The sequence below is a fragment of the Providencia sp. PROV175 genome (assembly GCF_032707045.1).
Classification (GTDB): Bacteria; Pseudomonadota; Gammaproteobacteria; order Enterobacterales; family Enterobacteriaceae; genus Providencia; species Providencia hangzhouensis.
In genome coordinates this window covers 1,389,142-1,406,928 of sequence record NZ_CP120533.1, presented here as the reverse complement: position 1 = coordinate 1,406,928, position 17,787 = coordinate 1,389,142, and the positions used below count along the sequence as shown (strand labels likewise).

The following is a 17,787-nucleotide window of genomic DNA, read 5'->3' as shown; positions in this document are numbered from 1 at the left end:
TATTTCTAATTAATATTATATAAAAATACAATATATGTTTTGATATAATATTTGTCAATTATTGCTTGTTTATGTCCATTACCTTCACGTATCCTTTACCCCATGAAAACAATCCGTGTTCCACTCTTTTTACAGCAACAAGTCATGCGCACATTGCGAGAAAAACTCGCACTTGCAGAATACAAACTCGAACAGTCATTTTCAGAGCCAACGGTTAATTACAAACAACGGGGGACAACTGCGGGTAGTGCTTACTTAAAAGAATGGGAAATTCGCCTTAACCCCAGTTTACTTATCGAAAATACAGAGCAATTTATTGATGAGGTTGTGCCTCATGAATTAGCGCATTTGTTGGTTTTTCATGTGTTTGGCCGCAAAGGTATCGCACCGCATGGCAAAGAATGGAAGTGGATGATGCAACACGTACTGGAAGTCACGGCGAAACGTACGCACAACTTTGCGGTTACAACAGTAAAAAGTAAAACATTTCTCTACCGTTGTGCCTGTGAAGCGTCCCATGAATTAACCATACGCCGCCACAACAAAGTACTACGTGGTGAAAACCAATATTTATGTCGAAAATGTGGAGAAGTATTGAAACAAGAAGGGATTTCTGTCGCTGCGGCAGAAAATTAGACTTTCTGCCGCATCAAGTTTGAGATGTGCGCTTAGGCAAACTCCGTCATCACTAATTTTGCGATTTCAAAGTAGATAATTAAGCCTGTACCATCAATGAAAGTTGCAATGAACGGGGCAGAAACAACTGCTGGGTCCACTTTCATTTTCTTCAATACCATTGGAATGATTGAAGAAACAATCGCACTCCACATTGTAATGGCAACGATGGTTAAGCTAACCACAATAGTCACTTCGTGGCCAACACCTAAAATCCATGCACGAATTAATGCCGCACCACCAATAGTCACCGCCACTAAAAATGAGGTAGAAACCTCTTTCTTCAGTACGGTACCCAGGTTACGTAAACTCACCTCGCCCAGTGCCATTGCACGGACTAATGTTGATGTAATTTGTGTTCCACTATTACCGCCTGTACCAATCAATAGCGGAATGAAAAACGCTAACGAAATTGCGGCTTCGAGCTGTTCTTCAAATGCTTTTAATACAGTTCCTGTATACGCTTCGGCCACAAATAGCATCAACAACCAAACGACACGTTTACGCCATAAAGTTACAGGGCTTGTCGTTAAGTAGGGCTCATCTAATGGGGTAGTAGCGCCTTGTAGCTGCGCATCGAGTGTATTCTCATCTTCAATCAGTTCGGCGATATCTTGCGGACGCAAAACACCCATTAATTTGCCAAATTGCACCACAGGTATCATATCTAAACCGCTATGATTAATCAGATCATAAACATCATGACGTGATTGTTCTGGGGCAACAGAAAAATAATTGTGTCGCATGATATCAGACACTAATAAATTTTCAGGTGAAGCTAATAATGATTTAACTGAAAGAATGCCATTTAAATAATTGTCATTGTCGACAACAAATAAATAGGTTGGGATTTGCTCGCCATCAAGGTGTTCAATAAGATTTTTTTTCACGCAAGCTATTGAGTCTGCGATAGATACTGGCAAATATGATTGACTCATATAAGCGCTGACTGTTGCATCATCAACTTTTGCTGGCTGTGTGTTATTGTCTTTGAGGCGTGCGCCTTTCATTGCGGATTGAGCAATAGCAACTGCTCCCGCTTTGTTCTGGGTAGTGAATGTCATTTTTTTAGTCCCTATTACTGTTGGTTACTCAAACAGTACTCACATAGGGGCGAAACCAGATGAGAGAATGCGAAAGCTATCTCTTCGTCTCGGTTTTAGCACTATACAACGTATCCTGACTTAGCAGGAAGTTACATGGGGATATACCTTCGGTCGATATATCCTGTCCTAATCTTGGGCGTCTCTCGACGTCGTCAGATCAGTAACCTATGTTTGTATAGGAGCCTCGCCTAACGAGATACTGCACTTTGGATGCGGCGCGAATTATACCCATTGGTGAATTAATTGCCACCCTATATCTACGTTTTTTTACGCATGGAAAACTTATTGTTTAGGTTCCGTTTAAGTTTATATTAAATATATCTTTATAAAGTAACAAAATGTAACTAATAATAAGAATGAATATTAGAATTGAAGTAAATATATTTATTTACTTACTTATCAATAACCAACCCTTTGAGAAATCAAAGTATCATTTGTAATATTATTTAGTAAACCTTACCGATAATTAATCAAAACTTAATTCTCTATTTACCGTACAATACAAAAAAAACAATATAAAGGAGTAAGCCCAATTTAATATAATTAAAACACTTTATTAGAGTACAAGCAATCACTAATATCAGTCATTAGTTGATTTTTTATATTAAAAATAAGCCAGCAAACAAATAATGAAGTAAGAAAATACACTTAAGGCATTATTTAATTCGAAATTATCATTAAAAAGCATTCTTTTAAATTGTTAATATTTAATTGCAGATATCAATTTAGTATTAAATATTACAAGAATTATCTTAGAATATTTTTTATTTTATATAACAGTGAAAGTTTTATTATGGATAAAGTAATTGTTGGAATGTTAACGAAACTAACATTTCGCGTAAACGATGAAATCAAAATTGCTGCCATTTCTGCTTTAGGTGATTTCAAAGCAACGATTGAATATAATGATGCCATCATACGAATCATAGACTTATGTCAGGACCCAAACAAAGAGGTTGCTGTATCAGCGATTAATACATTAAGTAAATTATCTATTTATTTTTTAAATAGCTCACTACCGAAACATTAATTACACTCTCATTTTGAGTATTGTAAATAATTACTATGATTTATTTTAAATAATACTGTCCCATTAATACTCTAATGAGACAGTTTGCACATGTTATATAATTTTACGCTATTTCAGTGTCACCCTGTAATTGGCAACTACAAGCTAAAACATAGCCCTCAGCTATTTCTGCTTCAGTTAATGTCATTGTGCTTGTTGTTGTGTATTTACCTGATAACACTTTTGTTTTACAGCTTCCACAAACCCCTGCTCGGCAAGCTGCAATAACGGGCTGTTTATTTTGCTCCAGTGCAGATAATAAAGAAGTACCTACAGGGACTTTAAAGTCGACCAATCGTTGACGGATTTTTAATGTAAGAATATCTTCACTATCAACAACCTCTGGTTCAGTTGAAAAACGCTCCATAAAGAAATGTTCAGCAGGGACGCCTAAATTAGCAGCAAATTGCTGTGCATTTTTCATGTAAGGCACAGGCCCACACGTCATCACAATTCGTGAATTAATATCGGGTACTAACGCTTTCAATTTCTCTTCGGTTAAACGCCCTTGAGCAATATCGCCATTATCTGGTGTTTCCGCCATGACACACAATTGCAACCGTTCTGGATATAACCGGACGAGCTTTTGCCATTCCTCAGCAAAAATAACTTGCTTATCATCGCGAACATTGAATAGCACTTTTACATGGGAATTTGGGCGATTCACCATCAGCCAACGTGTCATTGACATAATCGGTGTCACCCCACACCCAGCAGCTAACATCAAATACTGCGAGTTTTGTAGACTAGCACAGGTGAATTCCCCTTGTGCTTCTGAAAGCCAAAGGTAGTCACCTTCTTTAACCGAACGTGTTAACCAATTTGACCCTTCACCATCGTCTAACCGCCTGACAGTAATGGAAATAAAACGACTTTGCCCCGGTGATGATGAAAGAGTATAAGCACGCATGACATCATCACTATTTTTAATGCTGACCAAAGCATATTGACCAGGTGAATATGTATAAAAATCATGATTGATAAGGTTGATTGTCCAGACATCTGATGTTTCTTGAATAATAGAATGAACTTGCATTCTATTTGGACATAAACTGCTTGGCATGGTCATCGCGCTACTCCTTTAAAGGGGGTCGCAACCCCCATCTTTCACATCGTTTTTAAGCTTTTTCTATCGGTTTATTGATCATGCAGGTAAAATTTCTGCCAGATCTTGCTCAACTGTCGTAATACTACGCATGCCAAACTTCTCATTTAGCACATTTAATAAGTTTTCAGTTAAGAAACCAGGTGCTGTTGGGCCGGTGTAAATATTTTTCACACCCAACGCTAATAATGTTAAAAGGATGACAATCGCTTTTTGCTCAAACCAAGACAGAATCAGACTCAATGGCAAGTCATTAATACCACAACCAAGTTTCTCTGATAGATTCACCGCAAGCATAATGGCAGAATATGCATCGTTACATTGGCCCACATCCAGTAAGCGTGGTAGCCCTTCTAATGTGCCAAAATCTAATTTATTAAAACGATACTTACCACATGCGAGTGTAAGGATTAAGCAATCTTCAGGTACACTACGGGCAAAATCCGTATAATAGCTACGTTCGCCACGGCTACCATCACAACCACCAACAAGGAATACGTGACGTAGTTTTTTCTGTGAAACTAAATCAATCACCGCGTCTGCCGCGCCTAACAGTGTTTGACGACCGAAACCAACCGTAATTTTGTGCTCGATTTCGGTATACGGGAAACCGGCAAGTGACTGAGCTTGAGCAATCATTGCAGAAAAATCATCACCCACTAAATGTTTTGCACCCGGCCAACCCACAATACTACGCGTCCAGATACGGTCTTTATAATCACCGACATCAGGGTCAATAATACAGTTAGAGGTCATCAAGATAGACCCAGGGAATTTTGCAAATTCCACTTGCTGATTTTGCCAACCGCTACCATAGTTACCGACTAAATGAGGGTATTTTTTCAGTTCTGGGTAACCATGTGCTGGCAGCATTTCGCCGTGGGTATAAACATTGATACCCGTACCTTCAGTTTGTTCTAACAACATTTTTAAGTCTTTCAGGTCATGTCCTGAAATTAAAATACATTTCCCTGCGACTGGACGAACGTTGACTTCCGTTGGCGTTGGGTGACCAAATTCGCTCGTTTCACCTGCATCCAAAATTTCCATGATCTTGAAATTCATTAGACCAATTGCCATGGCATTATCAAGCAGTTCATTCATATCCGATGGCAATGTTCCAAGCCAAGCCATAATTTCATGATATTGGCCATAAACCTCATTATCATACTGACCTAAAACATGGGCGTGTTCCATATAGGCTGCCGCCCCTTTTAAGCCATATAGGCATAACATACGTAAACCGTGAATGTCTTCGCCGACTTCAGCTTTATCAATATCTAATGAAAATTGAGCCGCTTGTGCCTGTAAGGTTGGAATGTCAGTACCATTTAATTGCAAATTAATTAATGGATGATTGAAGGCCACTACACTATTCACGGATTGGCAATGTTTTATTAATTTATCACGTAAATAAATAGCTTCACGGGCGTAACCGATAATACGCTCTGAATCAAAATTGACGTTGGTTAAAGTAGAGAAAAATGCGCGCGGAGCAAAACTATCAATATCATGGTCAATAATACCCAGTGAGCGGGCAGTGACTGCACTTGCAGATAAGCTTTGCAATACAGCAACTAATAAATCTTGTAGGTCAGAAGTTTCTGCTGTTTTACCGCACATACCCTGCGCGTATGCACAGCCATTACCAGCTGGAGTTCTAATTGTTTGTTCACATTGCACACAGTACATGTTGTTCGCCTCTTAAAGTTGCATTTCAAATACAACATTAAGACTACGCTCTTTATTAGAATAAAAAAGTGGAATTATTCATTATCTAATGGTTTATTGATCTATATTAATATTCATTGCAAATGAGAACTATTCACAGTAATGAAAGTGTGCTATTCGTGCTGTTGGTTTTGTTTTCACTTTTCTTGCTTAAATGCACTATTTTGCATTTTATTTATATCCTGATAACGCTCTTACGATAACTCTTGTTATACTTACCTATAAGTGTTTGTTATTCCATCGTATAAAGAGAATCCAATAAAGATGAGCCAGGTAAATTCAGCTAGTAAATCTATGATAAAAACCCGATTGCGGATTTTTAAACGGCTAAAAGAATCAGATAAAACACCTGTAAAAATCTTACTACTTGCGGCACTCATTGGTGCGGCGGTCGGTCTTATCGGTTCACTATTTGAATTAGGAACAACTTGGATTAGCAACTATCGCGTGCAATCGGTGAGTGAATGGGTTGCCCCAAAATGGCTGATGGTTGTTGGGATGTTTTTTATCTCGGCACTTCTTGCCATGTTAGGCTATTACCTTGTTAAACGGTTCTCTCCTGAATCTGGTGGGTCTGGGATCCCAGAAATTGAAGGTGCATTACAGGATTTACGCCCCGTAAGATGGTGGAGAGTCATCCCAGTTAAGTTTATTGGTGGATTAGGAACATTGGGCTCAGGTATGGTATTAGGCCGTGAAGGACCAACCGTGCAACTTGGTGCGAACCTTAGCCAAATGTTTTATGATTTATTTCGTTTAAAAGATAATGAGTCACGCCACACCTTGCTTGCCTCTGGTGCGGCGGCAGGTTTATCTACAGCATTTAATGCCCCTTTAGCTGGCATCTTGTTTATTATTGAAGAAATGCGTCCGCAATTTAAATACAGTTTAATTTCAATTAAAGCGGTATTTATCGGTGTTGTTACCTCCACCATTGTCTATCGGCTAATCAATGGAGAAGCTATTGTATTAAATATCGGCCAATTTTCTTCTGCACCTATGAATACTTTATGGCTTTATTTAATTTTAGGATTAATGTTTGGTGTTATCGGTATCTGTTTTAATGGTTTTTTATTGTACCTACAAAGTAAATTTTTAGCATTTTACCAAAATAAAATTTCTCGCTTTGTATTGATGGGCGGGTTAATTGGTGGTGCTTGTGGTGCAATTGGCGTTTACCTGCCTGAAATTGTAGGTGGTGGATATTCCGTGATCCACCAGATGGTAGCAGGCCAATTTACCATCACTTTGTTATTCATATTCTTTGCTTTGCGGTTTTTAACTTCGACGATTAGCTTTAGCTCTGGGGCTCCAGGTGGTATTTTCTCTCCTTTACTCGCCCTTGGGACATTATTTGGTGGTGTTTTCGGCTACGCCGCCCTCGAAATATTCCCTAATTACCAAATTGAAGTGGGGACTTTCGCTATTGCAGGCATGGGAGCTTTATTTGCCGCAACCGTCAGAGCCCCATTAACTGGGATAGTCTTAGTTTTAGAAATGACAAATAACTACCAGTTAATCTTACCGATGATTATTACCTGCATTGGCGCCACAATGATGGCCCAATTTTTAGGTGGCAAACCGCTATATTCTGTATTGCTGGAAAAAACTTTAGCCCGTAGCGAAAAAGAAACCGCTCCGCCTGTCACTGACAAACCTTAAATAGTAGAAGCAAAAAGAGTTGCCGACAGCGGCAACTCAGACTGCTGACAAACATATTATGTTTGGCGGCAAGTCGAATAGGTTTTGAAAATAAACTAGGAAAATCAATTTATTGATTTTCGGCTGATAACACAAAGCAGGAAAAACCACGCTTTTATCCCGCTTTGTCAACAACCTCAGTTGCCGACAGCGGCAACTCTTTTATTAAGATAACCTATGCTAATTTCTTACTTACTTCTTCCTTGCAATGAGTGTTGCAAAATTTAATTTAATACGATTACCTTGTGAATCAGTACGGTGTAAATGACCAGGGTTTTCGTTATATTTTAAAATATCCCAATCTTTATAATACCCTTCTAGCTCCCCTGGTTTTAAGAAGCATTTAAATGGCACTAAATCCAGCGGTGCATCTGGCGTTTCAACGGCACACACAATAACGTTAACTCCCCCTGGCAGGGTATGTTCTTGCATATTAGTAATAACATTGGCGATTTTTTCTCGCTGCAAGAACATTAGCACGACAGTGGAAATAATAAGTTCGTAGTTCTCTTGTATTTGGTGACTATTAATATCATAAACAGCCGTATGAATATTCTCTACCCCAGCTTGTTTTTTAACGAAGTCAATTGCTTGGATATGCTGAGGGTTGATATCTACCGAGGTCACGTCATACCCCTGCAAGGCAAGATAAAAACTATTACGCCCTCTTCCCGAACCTAAATCTAATGTTTTACATGGCTTACTCAGGTGATTCTCACACAAATAGCGCACTTCTGAATGTGGAGTCGTTAACCCATGCTCTTTATAAAATTTCAGTTCTGGTTTGCATAAAAATGCCAGTTGGCATTCCATGTCATCACTACAAGCAGAAATACGATGCCAAACTTGAGGTTCAATAATAGGCGGCTGGTTATGAATATCAAAGGTAAAGTGTTGCTCGCTGCCGTCTTCATTAAAAATGATAAAATCTAAAGAGCCTTTTAGCACTTTCAACTGTGCGTATGTATCCTCTTTTGTATTATGGCGCTCTTGGAACATTAACGGCAAAGAAGCTTTATTCCAAACTGGCATAGTTTTGTAACACACGAGATCATTCATATCATCACCAATAAGTTGCATTTTAAATACATCTTATACCGTTCGTTTGCTATCTGCAAAACATTCATAAATTAATTATCGCGGGCTTGATTCATATCAACCCCCTATAGACTAAGAGGGCTGAAATGCTTCATGGGCTCAGTTAATAACCTAACTGTTCCGCACTTAACCCTAAGAATTCAAAAGGTTTTGTAACTACATAACTGTTGGTCGCATCCCCTGAATAGATATGGCTCTGCTCTTCACCGAGGTCCAGCTTTTTCACTTTTCCAGTTTCCGCTGAAAAGTCAATTTTTGCCAAATCAGTCCAAAAAATATTTGGAGTTAATGCTGACTCGAAAAAGTAGAGCTGGCGTTTATGGTCAACTAATGTCCGCCAACGTGTTGACGATATTTCAGGCGAATTTTCAGACGTCAATCCGTAAGGGACAGACACATTACGTACGACACTGAAAACACTGGCGACCGCTTTATTAGGCGTTGTTTTCTGAGGAATTGCATTAATATAAAACTGCGCGCGAGCAAATCTATCAGCGGAGCGGTTAGTCCCCGGTAACATTACAGTGCCGCCAATTCCTTGCCAATATTCCTGCATTGCTAATTGCTTCTCATAAGTCGGCGAGTTAGTCATAACTTGATACTTGCGACTGTGATGAATTACCTGCTTACCATCGATATATTCAATAATCGCGCTATCACCACTCGCATCTGATAATGATAAATGTAAAGTCGCTAACCTATCTTGTCCTGGCACATTATCTGTTGCGACTACGAGTGGATTCTTTTCTAGCTCAGCAACGGCTTCTTCCACTGTCGCATAGTTATCTAGAACATATTGCGCCCATAAAGATATCGACAACGCAGGTTGCTTATTATCTATTTGAGGATATTTTGATTCCGCGAGCCACAGTAAATTGGCAACCAGACCTTCCTCGTTCACTCCGTCCGTTGTTGAAATATCATAACCCGAGGCTATCACGCTGCCGTATTTTGATTTCCATTTTAAAGAGTTAGGCCCTGCAATGCCATCACGCTCCATCCCTCGAGGAAAGATCCATAGATTGGTACCAATATCGTATTTCCAATCCATTGTTCTTCCGGTCATTATTTGTTCATTTTCACCTAAATAAACAACTCGAGTACAAGCTTGGCTAACTGTAATCGGCATTGATATCGCAGCAGTTGCGGCAAGTGCTACGATACTTTTCTTAATAAATTGCATGCCATCTCCAAAATAGTTAAAAATAAATTTACATAATAAGCATACTACATAAATACGAACTATTTATGCTCAAAGAATAATGTATTAAAAAAAGTGCGATTAACACAATGAAATATAATAAATAATGACACAAAATGGCACCCATATTAACCAGTGCCATTTTGCTGGAAAGAATTAATTATTTACTGATGAAAATAAAGAACGTAGTAATGCAGCTTTTTTCTGATTATCAGGCATAGATAATATTTCATTATAGAAACTAATAGAAATACGGCACGCTAATGCAGGTGATTTCTTCCCTGCTTCTAAATTTCCAAGGATTGCGGTATCTTCACCATACTTTGCCGAAAGCCCACTAGCAAGCTGTGTTAATTCCTCAGAATACTCTTTTGGGGACATCAACGCCTGTTTTACACCAGCTTCACTTGAAATTAAGAGCTCATTGGTCGCTTGGATTTGTTTCAACAAAACAGCTTGGCTTTTTTGTGGTGGAATAATTTCCGCTGTTTCTCTTAAGTGCGGAAACAATGAATAAAAACACGTTTTTCCTGTTGGGTCTTCTTCTAATAAGATTTTCAGGTAATCATTCACTCTGCTAGTAAAATTAATTACGGAATCATCAGAAGCATATTCCATACGTTCTAGCACCAGCTTCATGACATTGCCAACAACCTGATCAAACAGTTGACGACGTAAATCTTCATTAGCTGGGTCGTATTGCGTGATTAGATGCTCAAAACTTTGATAGGTTTCAGGGCTTATTTTCTTCACCGTCGCGATAATCGGCAGTTCTTTTTCAACTTGGGCAAGTGCCTCTGAATGAATTGCACTATTATTTTCTGTAGATAACACATTATTATCTTTACTTAACCAATAAAAACCGAATGCGAATGCAATAAAAATAATGCTAACAATTAATGCGGTTTTACGTGAGTTATTTGTATTCAAAGTTACCCTGCCTTTTCTTGGTAAAACGGTTCCCACAAACACTTTCAAGCTACTTATATACTGTAGAACCCATCGCATATAATGTCATGGCATCTAAAAACAATAGTCATCACGGACCTAGACTATTAATACCACGAATTGACCTATAAAAAGTGATAATGTTTATTTTAGCTTGTATCAAAGTCGTCAAGCTATAGGAATAAGGGAAAATGCGAGGCTAAGACGGGAGAATTTGCCATAAATAAACAATTTAGAAAACGCTGGATATAAAAAAACCTTCAAGACTTGAAAGCTTGAAGGTTTATTATGATAAAAATCTTATTTAACTTGAACACCTTCAACTGAAATCAACAGTTGTGCTTCTTGAGATTTAGGACCCAAATCAGATTTGATGTTAAATTCTTTCAGCTTAATATTACCTTCAGCTTCAAAACCTGCACGGTATCCACCCCAAGGATCTTTACCTTCACCCATTAATTTAGCATCTAATGTAATCGGCTTAGTAACACCATTTAAAGTGAAATCACCTGTGATTTTGTATGTTTCACCGTCTTTCTTCACTTCTGTTGAAACGAATTTTGCTTCAGGGAATTTTGCTGCATTTAAGAAATCACCACTGCGTAAATGTTTATCACGCTCTGCGTGGTTAGTGTCAATGCTGCCTGTCTTAATAGTTACTTCGACTTTATCTTTTGATGGGTCTTTTGCATCATAAGTGAAAGACCCATCAAAGTCTTTAAAACTACCATATACCCAGCTATAACCTAAATGCTGAATACGAAATTCAATAAACGCGTGTTGGCCTTGCTTATCAAATTGGTAAGTTTCTGCTAATGCTGAACCTGCCGTTAAAAAAAGTGCGCCAGTAGCCAGACCAAGAACCGTTTTCTTCAACATAATTATCTCCACGTTACTTATCGGGATTAAAACCCAACATTCTTTTTAATGTAATATCACGATCAAAAAAGTGATGTTTAAAAGCTGCAAAAGCATGCAACACTGATAATAGAACCACTGCCCAAGCTAAATATAAATGAACTTCACCTGCTGTATCTGCTTGTGTTGCAGCACCAGTAAATAGTGCAGGAACCTCAAACCAATCAAATACACTGATAGGCTGTCCATCAGCGGTTGAGATTAAATAACCACTGATCAAAATACTGAACAAAATAATATAAATCAGAATTTGAACAATAATAGAGCTAGCTTTCGTTAATTTACTGTAGCTTGCTAATGGCTTCGGTGGCGGTGAAATAAATCGCCAAATCACACGAAATGCCATAACAATAAATAATAATATTCCTATACTTTTATGTATCTCAGGAGCTTGATGATACCAACTATCATAATAGCCTAGTGTCACCATCCATAAACCTAAAGCGAACATTCCATATACGACAATTGCGACTAGCCAATGTATGAGCAAAGAGATATGCCCATAACGACTTGCATTATTTTTCCATTGCATGATAAAAACCATTTAGAGAAGAAGGTAATATTTTATTAACTAAGCCGTAATAATCATAAGGTGAAATTAATTTTATTCCTATCCCAAAGTTAAACAAATATTTTGTTGAAGACATTCAAATACGATCAACATAATGAAAAATAGATTACTATTTGATTTTGTCTAGTTTTAATTAGAAAAGTTGAATAAAGATTTTTCCAGTTTTGTAAATGGCCGTAACTAAATACTTAGTTCATTTATTTATTAATTTCAATTAAATCTAGCTTATTCCTAATAGATATAAGCTGTTATTCATAAAATAACATTTGTAGGTCTGCCTTTTTCCCCATACATTGGTATTCTTTCTTTTAACATTGCAAACTGACTGATAGGTTAAATACTATGTATAAACTTTGGATAGCAAATAAAAACTACTCTTCATGGTCACTACGTCCCTGGATTTTACTAAAGGTATTACAGATCCCGTTTGAAGAAAATTTGTGTTTATTTGAAAACGGTAAAAGTAGCCATGAAAAATTCAGTCGTTTTTCACCTACAGGCTTAGTCCCTTGTTTAATCGATGAAAACCAAACAATATGGGATTCATTAGCCATCTGTGAATATGTTGCAGAAGACTACCCTCAAGTCTGGCCAAAAGAGCGAAAAGCCAGAGCATGGGCTCGTAGTGCAAGCGCAGAAATGCACTCGGGTTTTAGTGCATTACGCCAGCAATGTCCAATGGATGGTACTCATAATTCACCACTTAACAATATTTCAATTGAATTACAAACCGACTTAAATCGATTGCAGAAATTATGGCAGGATGGGTTAAACCAATTTGGTGGCCCTTGGCTTGCAGGTAGTGAATTTACGGCTGTAGATGCTTTTTTTGCACCAGTTGCCTTCCGAATTCGCAGTTATCACTTACCTGTAAACCCAGCTGCCAAACAATGGGTTGACCGAATTTTAGTTTTACCCGCAATGAAAGAATGGCATGAAGCAGGTTTACAAGAACCCTATATTGAACACTAAAAATAGGCTAATCGGGAGGCATTATATGCCTCCAGCTTTATTTGATTAGTAAAAAATCACCTGCTCGAACATCAAAATTAATATTTAACCAATTTGTCGGTCATTCAAGCTACATTAGGTTATTTAACAGACAAACAGCGGGCTATAATTTTTCATTCCACGGGTCTGCGGTCATAATATCGCCAAGTGGTGTGTGTAATGTAACCTTTTCATTTTTAAACCACTCAGCTAATGAAAACCCACCTTTAGGGGTTTCGATATGAATATCAATTGGGCAATAAGGAGTGTTCGCCTTAATTGCAAACTCAGCAAAATCTTCTTTTTCTTGACGATGTGGACAGCGAATGACCACATCAAGGTCGCAGTCTGACAACATACTTTGGATATCTGTCGCTAAAGTGTAAGCACAACTCCCTGTTACTCCCCATTGCCAAGGCCATTTAGTCTGTGAAATGATCCATAAAACCTGCACCGGTGGTAAAGCGATAAACATTGAACGTTGTAGTTCCACCGAATTCGCCACCAAGGATTCCACATTCATAATGTGCGTAATTGCAGATTTTTCAATTTGTGTTGTAACGCGTTGGTGTGGCTTAATTCCTCTAATTGCAACAGTCAGTTTATTCTCATCCGCTTTATTTCGGTATACCGTCAACGGTAACTTACTGTTCCACTGTGAGCCGACCCATTCAGGAAGCGATTCTATCGCGACATCATTATTGCTGCCGACCCAAACAAAATCATGAGGATTGATTATTTGCATTTTATTACCTTTATGATTGCTACAACTGCTCTCCCCTATTATGCCTTTTTTGTCACATAAAAACAGAATATCGCAACCAACAATTCAACACATGCCATTTAATGGTAACTTGTCATAAATACTGAGATCTCACCTTGAAATTTTATACCGTATATTATTTAATTACGTTATTAATTAATAGGTTAAGCCTCTATTTGTGAGCATCGGATTATGAGAACGTTTCCTGCTATCCACGATGGAATTATTTTTACCAGTTGTATGTTTTTTAGCGCCGCAACCGCTTTTGTGATCTTAGATGCACAAGCTGCGATGTGGGCAACATTCTCAACGCTGTATTCCTTTAATTTATTCAATGCAGCAAAAGAATATAAGAATTATGCCTATACCGCTTGTTGTTTATTAATGATTTTAGTCGCTATTTTTATCGGTGATACGTTACGCCTTGGTACCGCATATTATATTTATCTCGCCATTTTTTCGTTCATTTACTACCAATTGTATGGCACAGATCCTGCTATGGATTTAACCATGAAATTTATGATTATCATGTCGACAATTGGTACCATTTTACCTGATATATCCAAAAGCTTAGCGTTAGGGTTTATTATTGGTAGTGGAGTAACGTTAATTACGTATTATGTCCTTAGCCATAAAATGACACGCCATAGTGTAATAACGAGCGCTTTAGTTGAACAAAATTTGTTTACGTTGAGAAAAAATATTATCCCACGCTCAATGATTTATGCTTTGGGGCTATTACTCGCGCTCGCTATTCCTCGCAGTATAGATCTAGGGCACTTTTATTGGACATTACTGACCTTCGTTTTTGTATTGCATCCAAAATCACAAAGTATCGTTAAAATTACTTTGCAGAGGGTCTTAGGCAGTCTTATTTCTGTCTTATTATTGTATTTTTTATTCAATTTACCCTTTATGCCGTATATCGGTTTAATTGCAGTCGTGGTGTTCGCCTTTTTAATGCCGATGAGCTTTCATTACGGATATACGTTTATGACGTTTGTCGTGACAAGCTTAATTTTGTCCATTCTTGAGCTCGTTATATATTGGCGTCACCCAACCTATGAATTATTGTTTGACCGCGTTCTTGAAACCGCCTTAGGAGGAACCATCGCCATTATGACGAGTATTATTTTAAAGTTATTTAGAGAAACGAAATAAAATTAAGCATATTCCCCAATAAGAACGTTTGTTCTATACTCAAAAAGAACACATTGGGAAAACAAGTCTTAGTCCTAAAGCCTAGCCCTATCAGTATCATTATTCTTGAGTGAGGCACTCAAGCAAAGAGGAACTGAAGATGAAAATATCGATTATTGGCGCAACGGGTTTTGTCGGCAGAGCATTAGTCGCTGAAGCGTTGCTTCGGCACCACCAAGTGACGGCTATTTCTCGTCATAGTAATCAATTATTTCAGCACGCTCTTTTAATCACCGCCGCTGGTGATATTACAGATATCCCATGGTTAACCTCTCGGCTTAAAGGACAGGATGTCATCATCAGCGCGTTTAATGGTGGCTGGCAAAATCCGAATTTGTATCAAGATACCGTGGCAGGAAACCAGGCCATTTTACAAGCAGTACAAAAATCGATGGTAAAACGATTTATTGTGGTCGGTGGTGCAGGAAGCCTAAAAATTGCTTCAGGTATTGATTTAATTGATTCCCCCGATTTTCCTGCCGAAATAAAACCAGGCGCTCAAGCAATGAGGGAATTTAAGAACCAATTACAATCCATTGATTCATTGGATTGGACCTACATTTCCCCAGCCGCAATACTCGAGGAAGGAGAAAGAACAGAAACCTTCCGTCTTGGAGGCGAACAATTGCTGATGAATGGCAACGTTCCTGCGAAAATATCAGTTGAAGATTTTGCGGTAGCTATACTTGATGAGGTAAATAATAGGCAGTTCATTCGCCAACAATTTACTGCAGCATATTAAGTTTAATCGAAAAAAAGCCGGTAAATATTTACCGGCAAAGATAGATAACAGAACTTAATTCACATATTTCTGCTTTAACTTACTTTTCACTATGTTTCGCTGCATAGATTTCACTATTCACCCAGTTATGGTCTTTTTCCCATGTAAATAACCACTTACGGGTTGGCCCTGCCATCACATTAAGGTAATAGTTATCATAACCAGCCACTGTCGCCATTGGGTGATACCCTTTTGGTACCATAACGACATCTTTGTTATACACCGCCATACATTCATCTAGCTCGCGATCATCCGTGTAAACGCGCTGCATACAGAAACCTTGGGAAGGATTTAAACGATGATAATAGGTTTCTTCTAGATAAGTTTCATTGGGTTCATTATCGGTATCATGTTTATGGCTTGGATAAGAGCTAGTGCATCCTTCATCTGTAAAGACCTCCACGACTAATAAGCTATCAGCGGCTTTATCATCCGGCAAAATATTATGCACATAGCGTTTGTTATAACCATGGCCACGTTGTTCCGCACCAATATCATCAGGGCCAATTAAACGAGTTGGGTAAGTTCCTTTTCCTTTTGCCCTGCAAACTGCCAATTCAAGGTCGGTATCCGCCATGACCTCAGCAAACTCTTGCGCTGTAACATACACCGCATACGGCTTTTTACGCTCGAAAGGATCCATACGGTCACCAACATTTTCAAACGCTTGATTCGGTGTTTTAATTGTCGCTTTACCTGCCACCAGCACTAAGCACATTTCATTTTCAGAGGCAGGCAAGGAGATAGACTCGCCTTGTTTTAATTCATAAACATCAAAGTGAACATATCCCCAGTTAGCGATTTTCGGAGTGATATGCTGAGTTCGCTTATGTGCATCTGGAGCATGGTATTTCGACAATAATTTTGACATAACTTTCCTCTGACACTTTTTAGGTTCTAGATATGTAATTCTTTTCAGTTACTAACCGTTTCACCAATTAAACAGTTCAGTTTGTGGCTAGAGTCAGCAAACAAAGCTAACAACGCCACAGACTGAAATATGACGACGACGATTTAGATCAAACCCGCATCCTTAGCAAATTTAGACAAATTGTTGTAACCCAATGTGGCATAAGTCAATGGATGTGCGATCGCAGGGTCTTGCTCTGCTTCGACCACTAACCAGCCATTTTCATATTGGCTATTTTTCAATACTTTAAACACTTCTGGATAGTTAACGCAGCCATCACCAGGTACCGTGAACACCCCTGCTAATACTGCATTTAAGAAACTGGTTTTACGGTTTTTAACATCTTTTAGAACATCTGCACGGACATCTTTGCAATGCACATGATTGATACGTTTTGCCCAGCGTTTTGCCACTTCAACTGGGTCTGCACCGGCAAAGGTTAAATGCCCTGTATCCAGTAATAAACCGACCTCATCCCCTGTATGTTTCATTAAATTATCCACATCTTCTGCGGACTCGATCACTGTCCCCATATGATGATGATAGGCAATCTTAACCCCTTGAGATAAAGTATATTTTGCGAATTCGGTCAATTTTTTACCGTATTCTTCCCATTGATCAGCTGGGAACAATGGGCGCATATGAACCGGTTTGTTTTGATCGCCATGAATACAGTGAGTCACTTCCGCGAAAACCATCACTTTAGCGCCTAAATCACGTAGCAATGCTAAGTGCTCTTGTACCGCTTCAATTTCTTCTTCCACACTGCGAGATAATAATTCTCCCGAATACCAGCCTGAAACCAATTGTAAGTCATGCTGCTTTAAGATCGGCCCTAAGATTTCCGCTTTACGTGGAAATTTATTACCTAGTTCAAAACCAGCGAAACCCGCTTGACGACCTTCAGTTAAACATGTTTCTAGAGACGTTTCTGCCCCTAAAGTGGGTAAATCATCATTCGTCCATGTCAACGGGTTGATACCAAGTTGGATTGCCATGATGAAGCTCCTGTGTAGGTAA

Annotated in this window: 17 protein-coding genes and 1 riboswitch; of the genes, 6 read left to right on the top strand and 11 right to left on the bottom strand. The window is 38.5% G+C overall.

The genetic code is table 11. The features are described from left to right. The first annotated feature begins 102 nt into the window (after positions 1–102). Positions 103–636 (top strand): SprT family zinc-dependent metalloprotease, encoded by a 534-nt coding sequence (locus P3L44_RS06030; RefSeq protein ID WP_140171061.1) that lies wholly within the window; start codon positions 103–105, stop codon positions 634–636. Between the two features lie 32 nt (positions 637–668). On the opposite strand, the gene P3L44_RS06025 is transcribed toward P3L44_RS06030, so the two are convergent. Next, the gene (locus P3L44_RS06025; protein WP_140171063.1) at positions 669–1,739 is read right to left on the bottom strand and encodes a magnesium transporter; all 1,071 of its coding nucleotides are present in this window, start codon (positions 1,737–1,739) and stop codon (positions 669–671) included. Between the two features lie 73 nt (positions 1,740–1,812). Next, a riboswitch (M-box (ykoK) riboswitch) is annotated at positions 1,813–1,984 on the bottom strand. 590 nt (positions 1,985–2,574) lie between these two features. Here P3L44_RS06025 and P3L44_RS06020 point away from each other — a divergent pair. Then, positions 2,575–2,811 carry a HEAT repeat domain-containing protein gene (locus P3L44_RS06020; RefSeq protein WP_047756882.1) on the top strand — a complete coding sequence of 79 codons (237 nt, stop codon included), beginning with the start codon at positions 2,575–2,577 and terminating at the stop codon, positions 2,809–2,811. Between the two features lie 103 nt (positions 2,812–2,914). Here the strand turns inward: P3L44_RS06020 and hcr are convergent, their stop codons facing one another. Beyond that, complete coding sequence (hcr, locus tag P3L44_RS06015) at positions 2,915–3,919, bottom strand: NADH oxidoreductase (RefSeq protein WP_272662097.1); 1,005 nt, start codon at positions 3,917–3,919, stop codon at positions 2,915–2,917. Between the two features lie 75 nt (positions 3,920–3,994). Continuing rightward, complete coding sequence (gene hcp / locus P3L44_RS06010; RefSeq protein ID WP_094961350.1) at positions 3,995–5,647, bottom strand: hydroxylamine reductase; 1,653 nt, start codon at positions 5,645–5,647, stop codon at positions 3,995–3,997. A 303-nt stretch (positions 5,648–5,950) separates the two neighbouring features. On the opposite strand from hcp, the gene clcA reads away from it, so the two are divergent. Then, the gene (gene clcA / locus P3L44_RS06005; protein WP_094961349.1) at positions 5,951–7,348 is read left to right on the top strand and encodes a H(+)/Cl(-) exchange transporter ClcA; all 1,398 of its coding nucleotides are present in this window, start codon (positions 5,951–5,953) and stop codon (positions 7,346–7,348) included. A 231-nt stretch (positions 7,349–7,579) separates the two neighbouring features. Here the strand turns inward: clcA and tehB are convergent, their stop codons facing one another. From tehB to P3L44_RS05980, 5 genes are all read right to left on the bottom strand, one after another. Then, positions 7,580–8,467, bottom strand: coding sequence for an SAM-dependent methyltransferase TehB (gene tehB / locus P3L44_RS06000; protein ID WP_004262097.1), 888 nt, complete (start codon positions 8,465–8,467; stop codon positions 7,580–7,582). 121 nt (positions 8,468–8,588) lie between these two features. Continuing rightward, positions 8,589–9,668, bottom strand: coding sequence for a linear amide C-N hydrolase (locus tag P3L44_RS05995; RefSeq protein WP_004262105.1), 1,080 nt, complete (start codon positions 9,666–9,668; stop codon positions 8,589–8,591). A 174-nt stretch (positions 9,669–9,842) separates the two neighbouring features. Further along, a complete protein-coding gene (locus tag P3L44_RS05990; protein WP_036958473.1) occupies positions 9,843–10,616 on the bottom strand; it encodes a hypothetical protein in 774 nt (257 codons plus the stop codon). Between the two features lie 318 nt (positions 10,617–10,934). Beyond that, positions 10,935–11,513, bottom strand: a complete 579-nt coding sequence (locus P3L44_RS05985) for a YceI family protein (RefSeq protein ID WP_004262112.1) — start codon at positions 11,511–11,513, stop codon at positions 10,935–10,937. 13 nt (positions 11,514–11,526) lie between these two features. Then, entirely contained in the window at positions 11,527–12,084 is a 558-nt protein-coding gene (locus P3L44_RS05980) for a cytochrome b (RefSeq protein WP_094961347.1), read from the bottom strand. 381 nt (positions 12,085–12,465) lie between these two features. Here P3L44_RS05980 and P3L44_RS05975 point away from each other — a divergent pair, with 381 nt between their 5' ends. Further along, positions 12,466–13,095 carry a glutathione S-transferase family protein gene (locus P3L44_RS05975; protein WP_140171071.1) on the top strand — a complete coding sequence of 210 codons (630 nt, stop codon included), beginning with the start codon at positions 12,466–12,468 and terminating at the stop codon, positions 13,093–13,095. A gap of 142 nt (positions 13,096–13,237) precedes the next feature. Here P3L44_RS05975 and P3L44_RS05970 read toward each other — a convergent pair whose 3' ends face one another. After that, positions 13,238–13,858 (bottom strand): malonate decarboxylase holo-ACP synthase, encoded by a 621-nt coding sequence (locus tag P3L44_RS05970; RefSeq protein ID WP_110592171.1) that lies wholly within the window; start codon positions 13,856–13,858, stop codon positions 13,238–13,240. 210 nt (positions 13,859–14,068) lie between these two features. Between P3L44_RS05970 and P3L44_RS05965 the strand changes: the two genes are divergently transcribed. Beyond that, positions 14,069–15,037 carry an FUSC family protein gene (locus P3L44_RS05965; protein ID WP_110592172.1) on the top strand — a complete coding sequence of 323 codons (969 nt, stop codon included), beginning with the start codon at positions 14,069–14,071 and terminating at the stop codon, positions 15,035–15,037. Positions 15,038–15,176: 139 nt separating this feature from the next. Further along, positions 15,177–15,818 (top strand): NAD(P)-dependent oxidoreductase, encoded by a 642-nt coding sequence (locus tag P3L44_RS05960; RefSeq protein WP_110592173.1) that lies wholly within the window; start codon positions 15,177–15,179, stop codon positions 15,816–15,818. Positions 15,819–15,897: 79 nt separating this feature from the next. Here P3L44_RS05960 and iolB read toward each other — a convergent pair whose 3' ends face one another. After that, on the bottom strand, positions 15,898–16,728 hold the full coding sequence (gene iolB / locus P3L44_RS05955) for a 5-deoxy-glucuronate isomerase (RefSeq protein WP_272662096.1): 831 nt from the start codon (positions 16,726–16,728) through the stop codon (positions 15,898–15,900). A 143-nt stretch (positions 16,729–16,871) separates the two neighbouring features. Beyond that, positions 16,872–17,765 carry a myo-inosose-2 dehydratase gene (gene iolE, locus P3L44_RS05950; protein WP_004262122.1) on the bottom strand — a complete coding sequence of 298 codons (894 nt, stop codon included), beginning with the start codon at positions 17,763–17,765 and terminating at the stop codon, positions 16,872–16,874. Positions 17,766–17,787: the final 22 nt, after the last annotated feature.

What these genes read in the sequence shown, in the direction of transcription:
- P3L44_RS06025 (WP_140171063.1), bottom strand. Translation starts at nt 1,739, where the DNA reads ATGACATTCACTACCCAGAACAAAGCGGGAGCAGTTGCTATTGCTCAA.
- P3L44_RS05965 (WP_110592172.1), top strand. Translation starts at nt 14,069, where the DNA reads ATGAGAACGTTTCCTGCTATCCACGATGGAATTATTTTTACCAGTTGT.
- P3L44_RS05995 (WP_004262105.1), bottom strand. Translation starts at nt 9,668, where the DNA reads ATGCAATTTATTAAGAAAAGTATCGTAGCACTTGCCGCAACTGCTGCG.
- hcp (WP_094961350.1), bottom strand. Translation starts at nt 5,647, where the DNA reads ATGTACTGTGTGCAATGTGAACAAACAATTAGAACTCCAGCTGGTAAT.
- P3L44_RS05980 (WP_094961347.1), bottom strand. Translation starts at nt 12,084, where the DNA reads ATGCAATGGAAAAATAATGCAAGTCGTTATGGGCATATCTCTTTGCTC.
- P3L44_RS05970 (WP_110592171.1), bottom strand. Translation starts at nt 13,858, where the DNA reads ATGCAAATAATCAATCCTCATGATTTTGTTTGGGTCGGCAGCAATAAT.
- P3L44_RS06020 (WP_047756882.1), top strand. Translation starts at nt 2,575, where the DNA reads ATGGATAAAGTAATTGTTGGAATGTTAACGAAACTAACATTTCGCGTA.
- clcA (WP_094961349.1), top strand. Translation starts at nt 5,951, where the DNA reads ATGAGCCAGGTAAATTCAGCTAGTAAATCTATGATAAAAACCCGATTG.
- P3L44_RS05975 (WP_140171071.1), top strand. Translation starts at nt 12,466, where the DNA reads ATGTATAAACTTTGGATAGCAAATAAAAACTACTCTTCATGGTCACTA.
- P3L44_RS06030 (WP_140171061.1), top strand. Translation starts at nt 103, where the DNA reads ATGAAAACAATCCGTGTTCCACTCTTTTTACAGCAACAAGTCATGCGC.
- hcr (WP_272662097.1), bottom strand. Translation starts at nt 3,919, where the DNA reads ATGACCATGCCAAGCAGTTTATGTCCAAATAGAATGCAAGTTCATTCT.
- iolE (WP_004262122.1), bottom strand. Translation starts at nt 17,765, where the DNA reads ATGGCAATCCAACTTGGTATCAACCCGTTGACATGGACGAATGATGAT.
- iolB (WP_272662096.1), bottom strand. Translation starts at nt 16,728, where the DNA reads ATGTCAAAATTATTGTCGAAATACCATGCTCCAGATGCACATAAGCGA.
- P3L44_RS05985 (WP_004262112.1), bottom strand. Translation starts at nt 11,513, where the DNA reads ATGTTGAAGAAAACGGTTCTTGGTCTGGCTACTGGCGCACTTTTTTTA.
- P3L44_RS05960 (WP_110592173.1), top strand. Translation starts at nt 15,177, where the DNA reads ATGAAAATATCGATTATTGGCGCAACGGGTTTTGTCGGCAGAGCATTA.
- tehB (WP_004262097.1), bottom strand. Translation starts at nt 8,467, where the DNA reads ATGCAACTTATTGGTGATGATATGAATGATCTCGTGTGTTACAAAACT.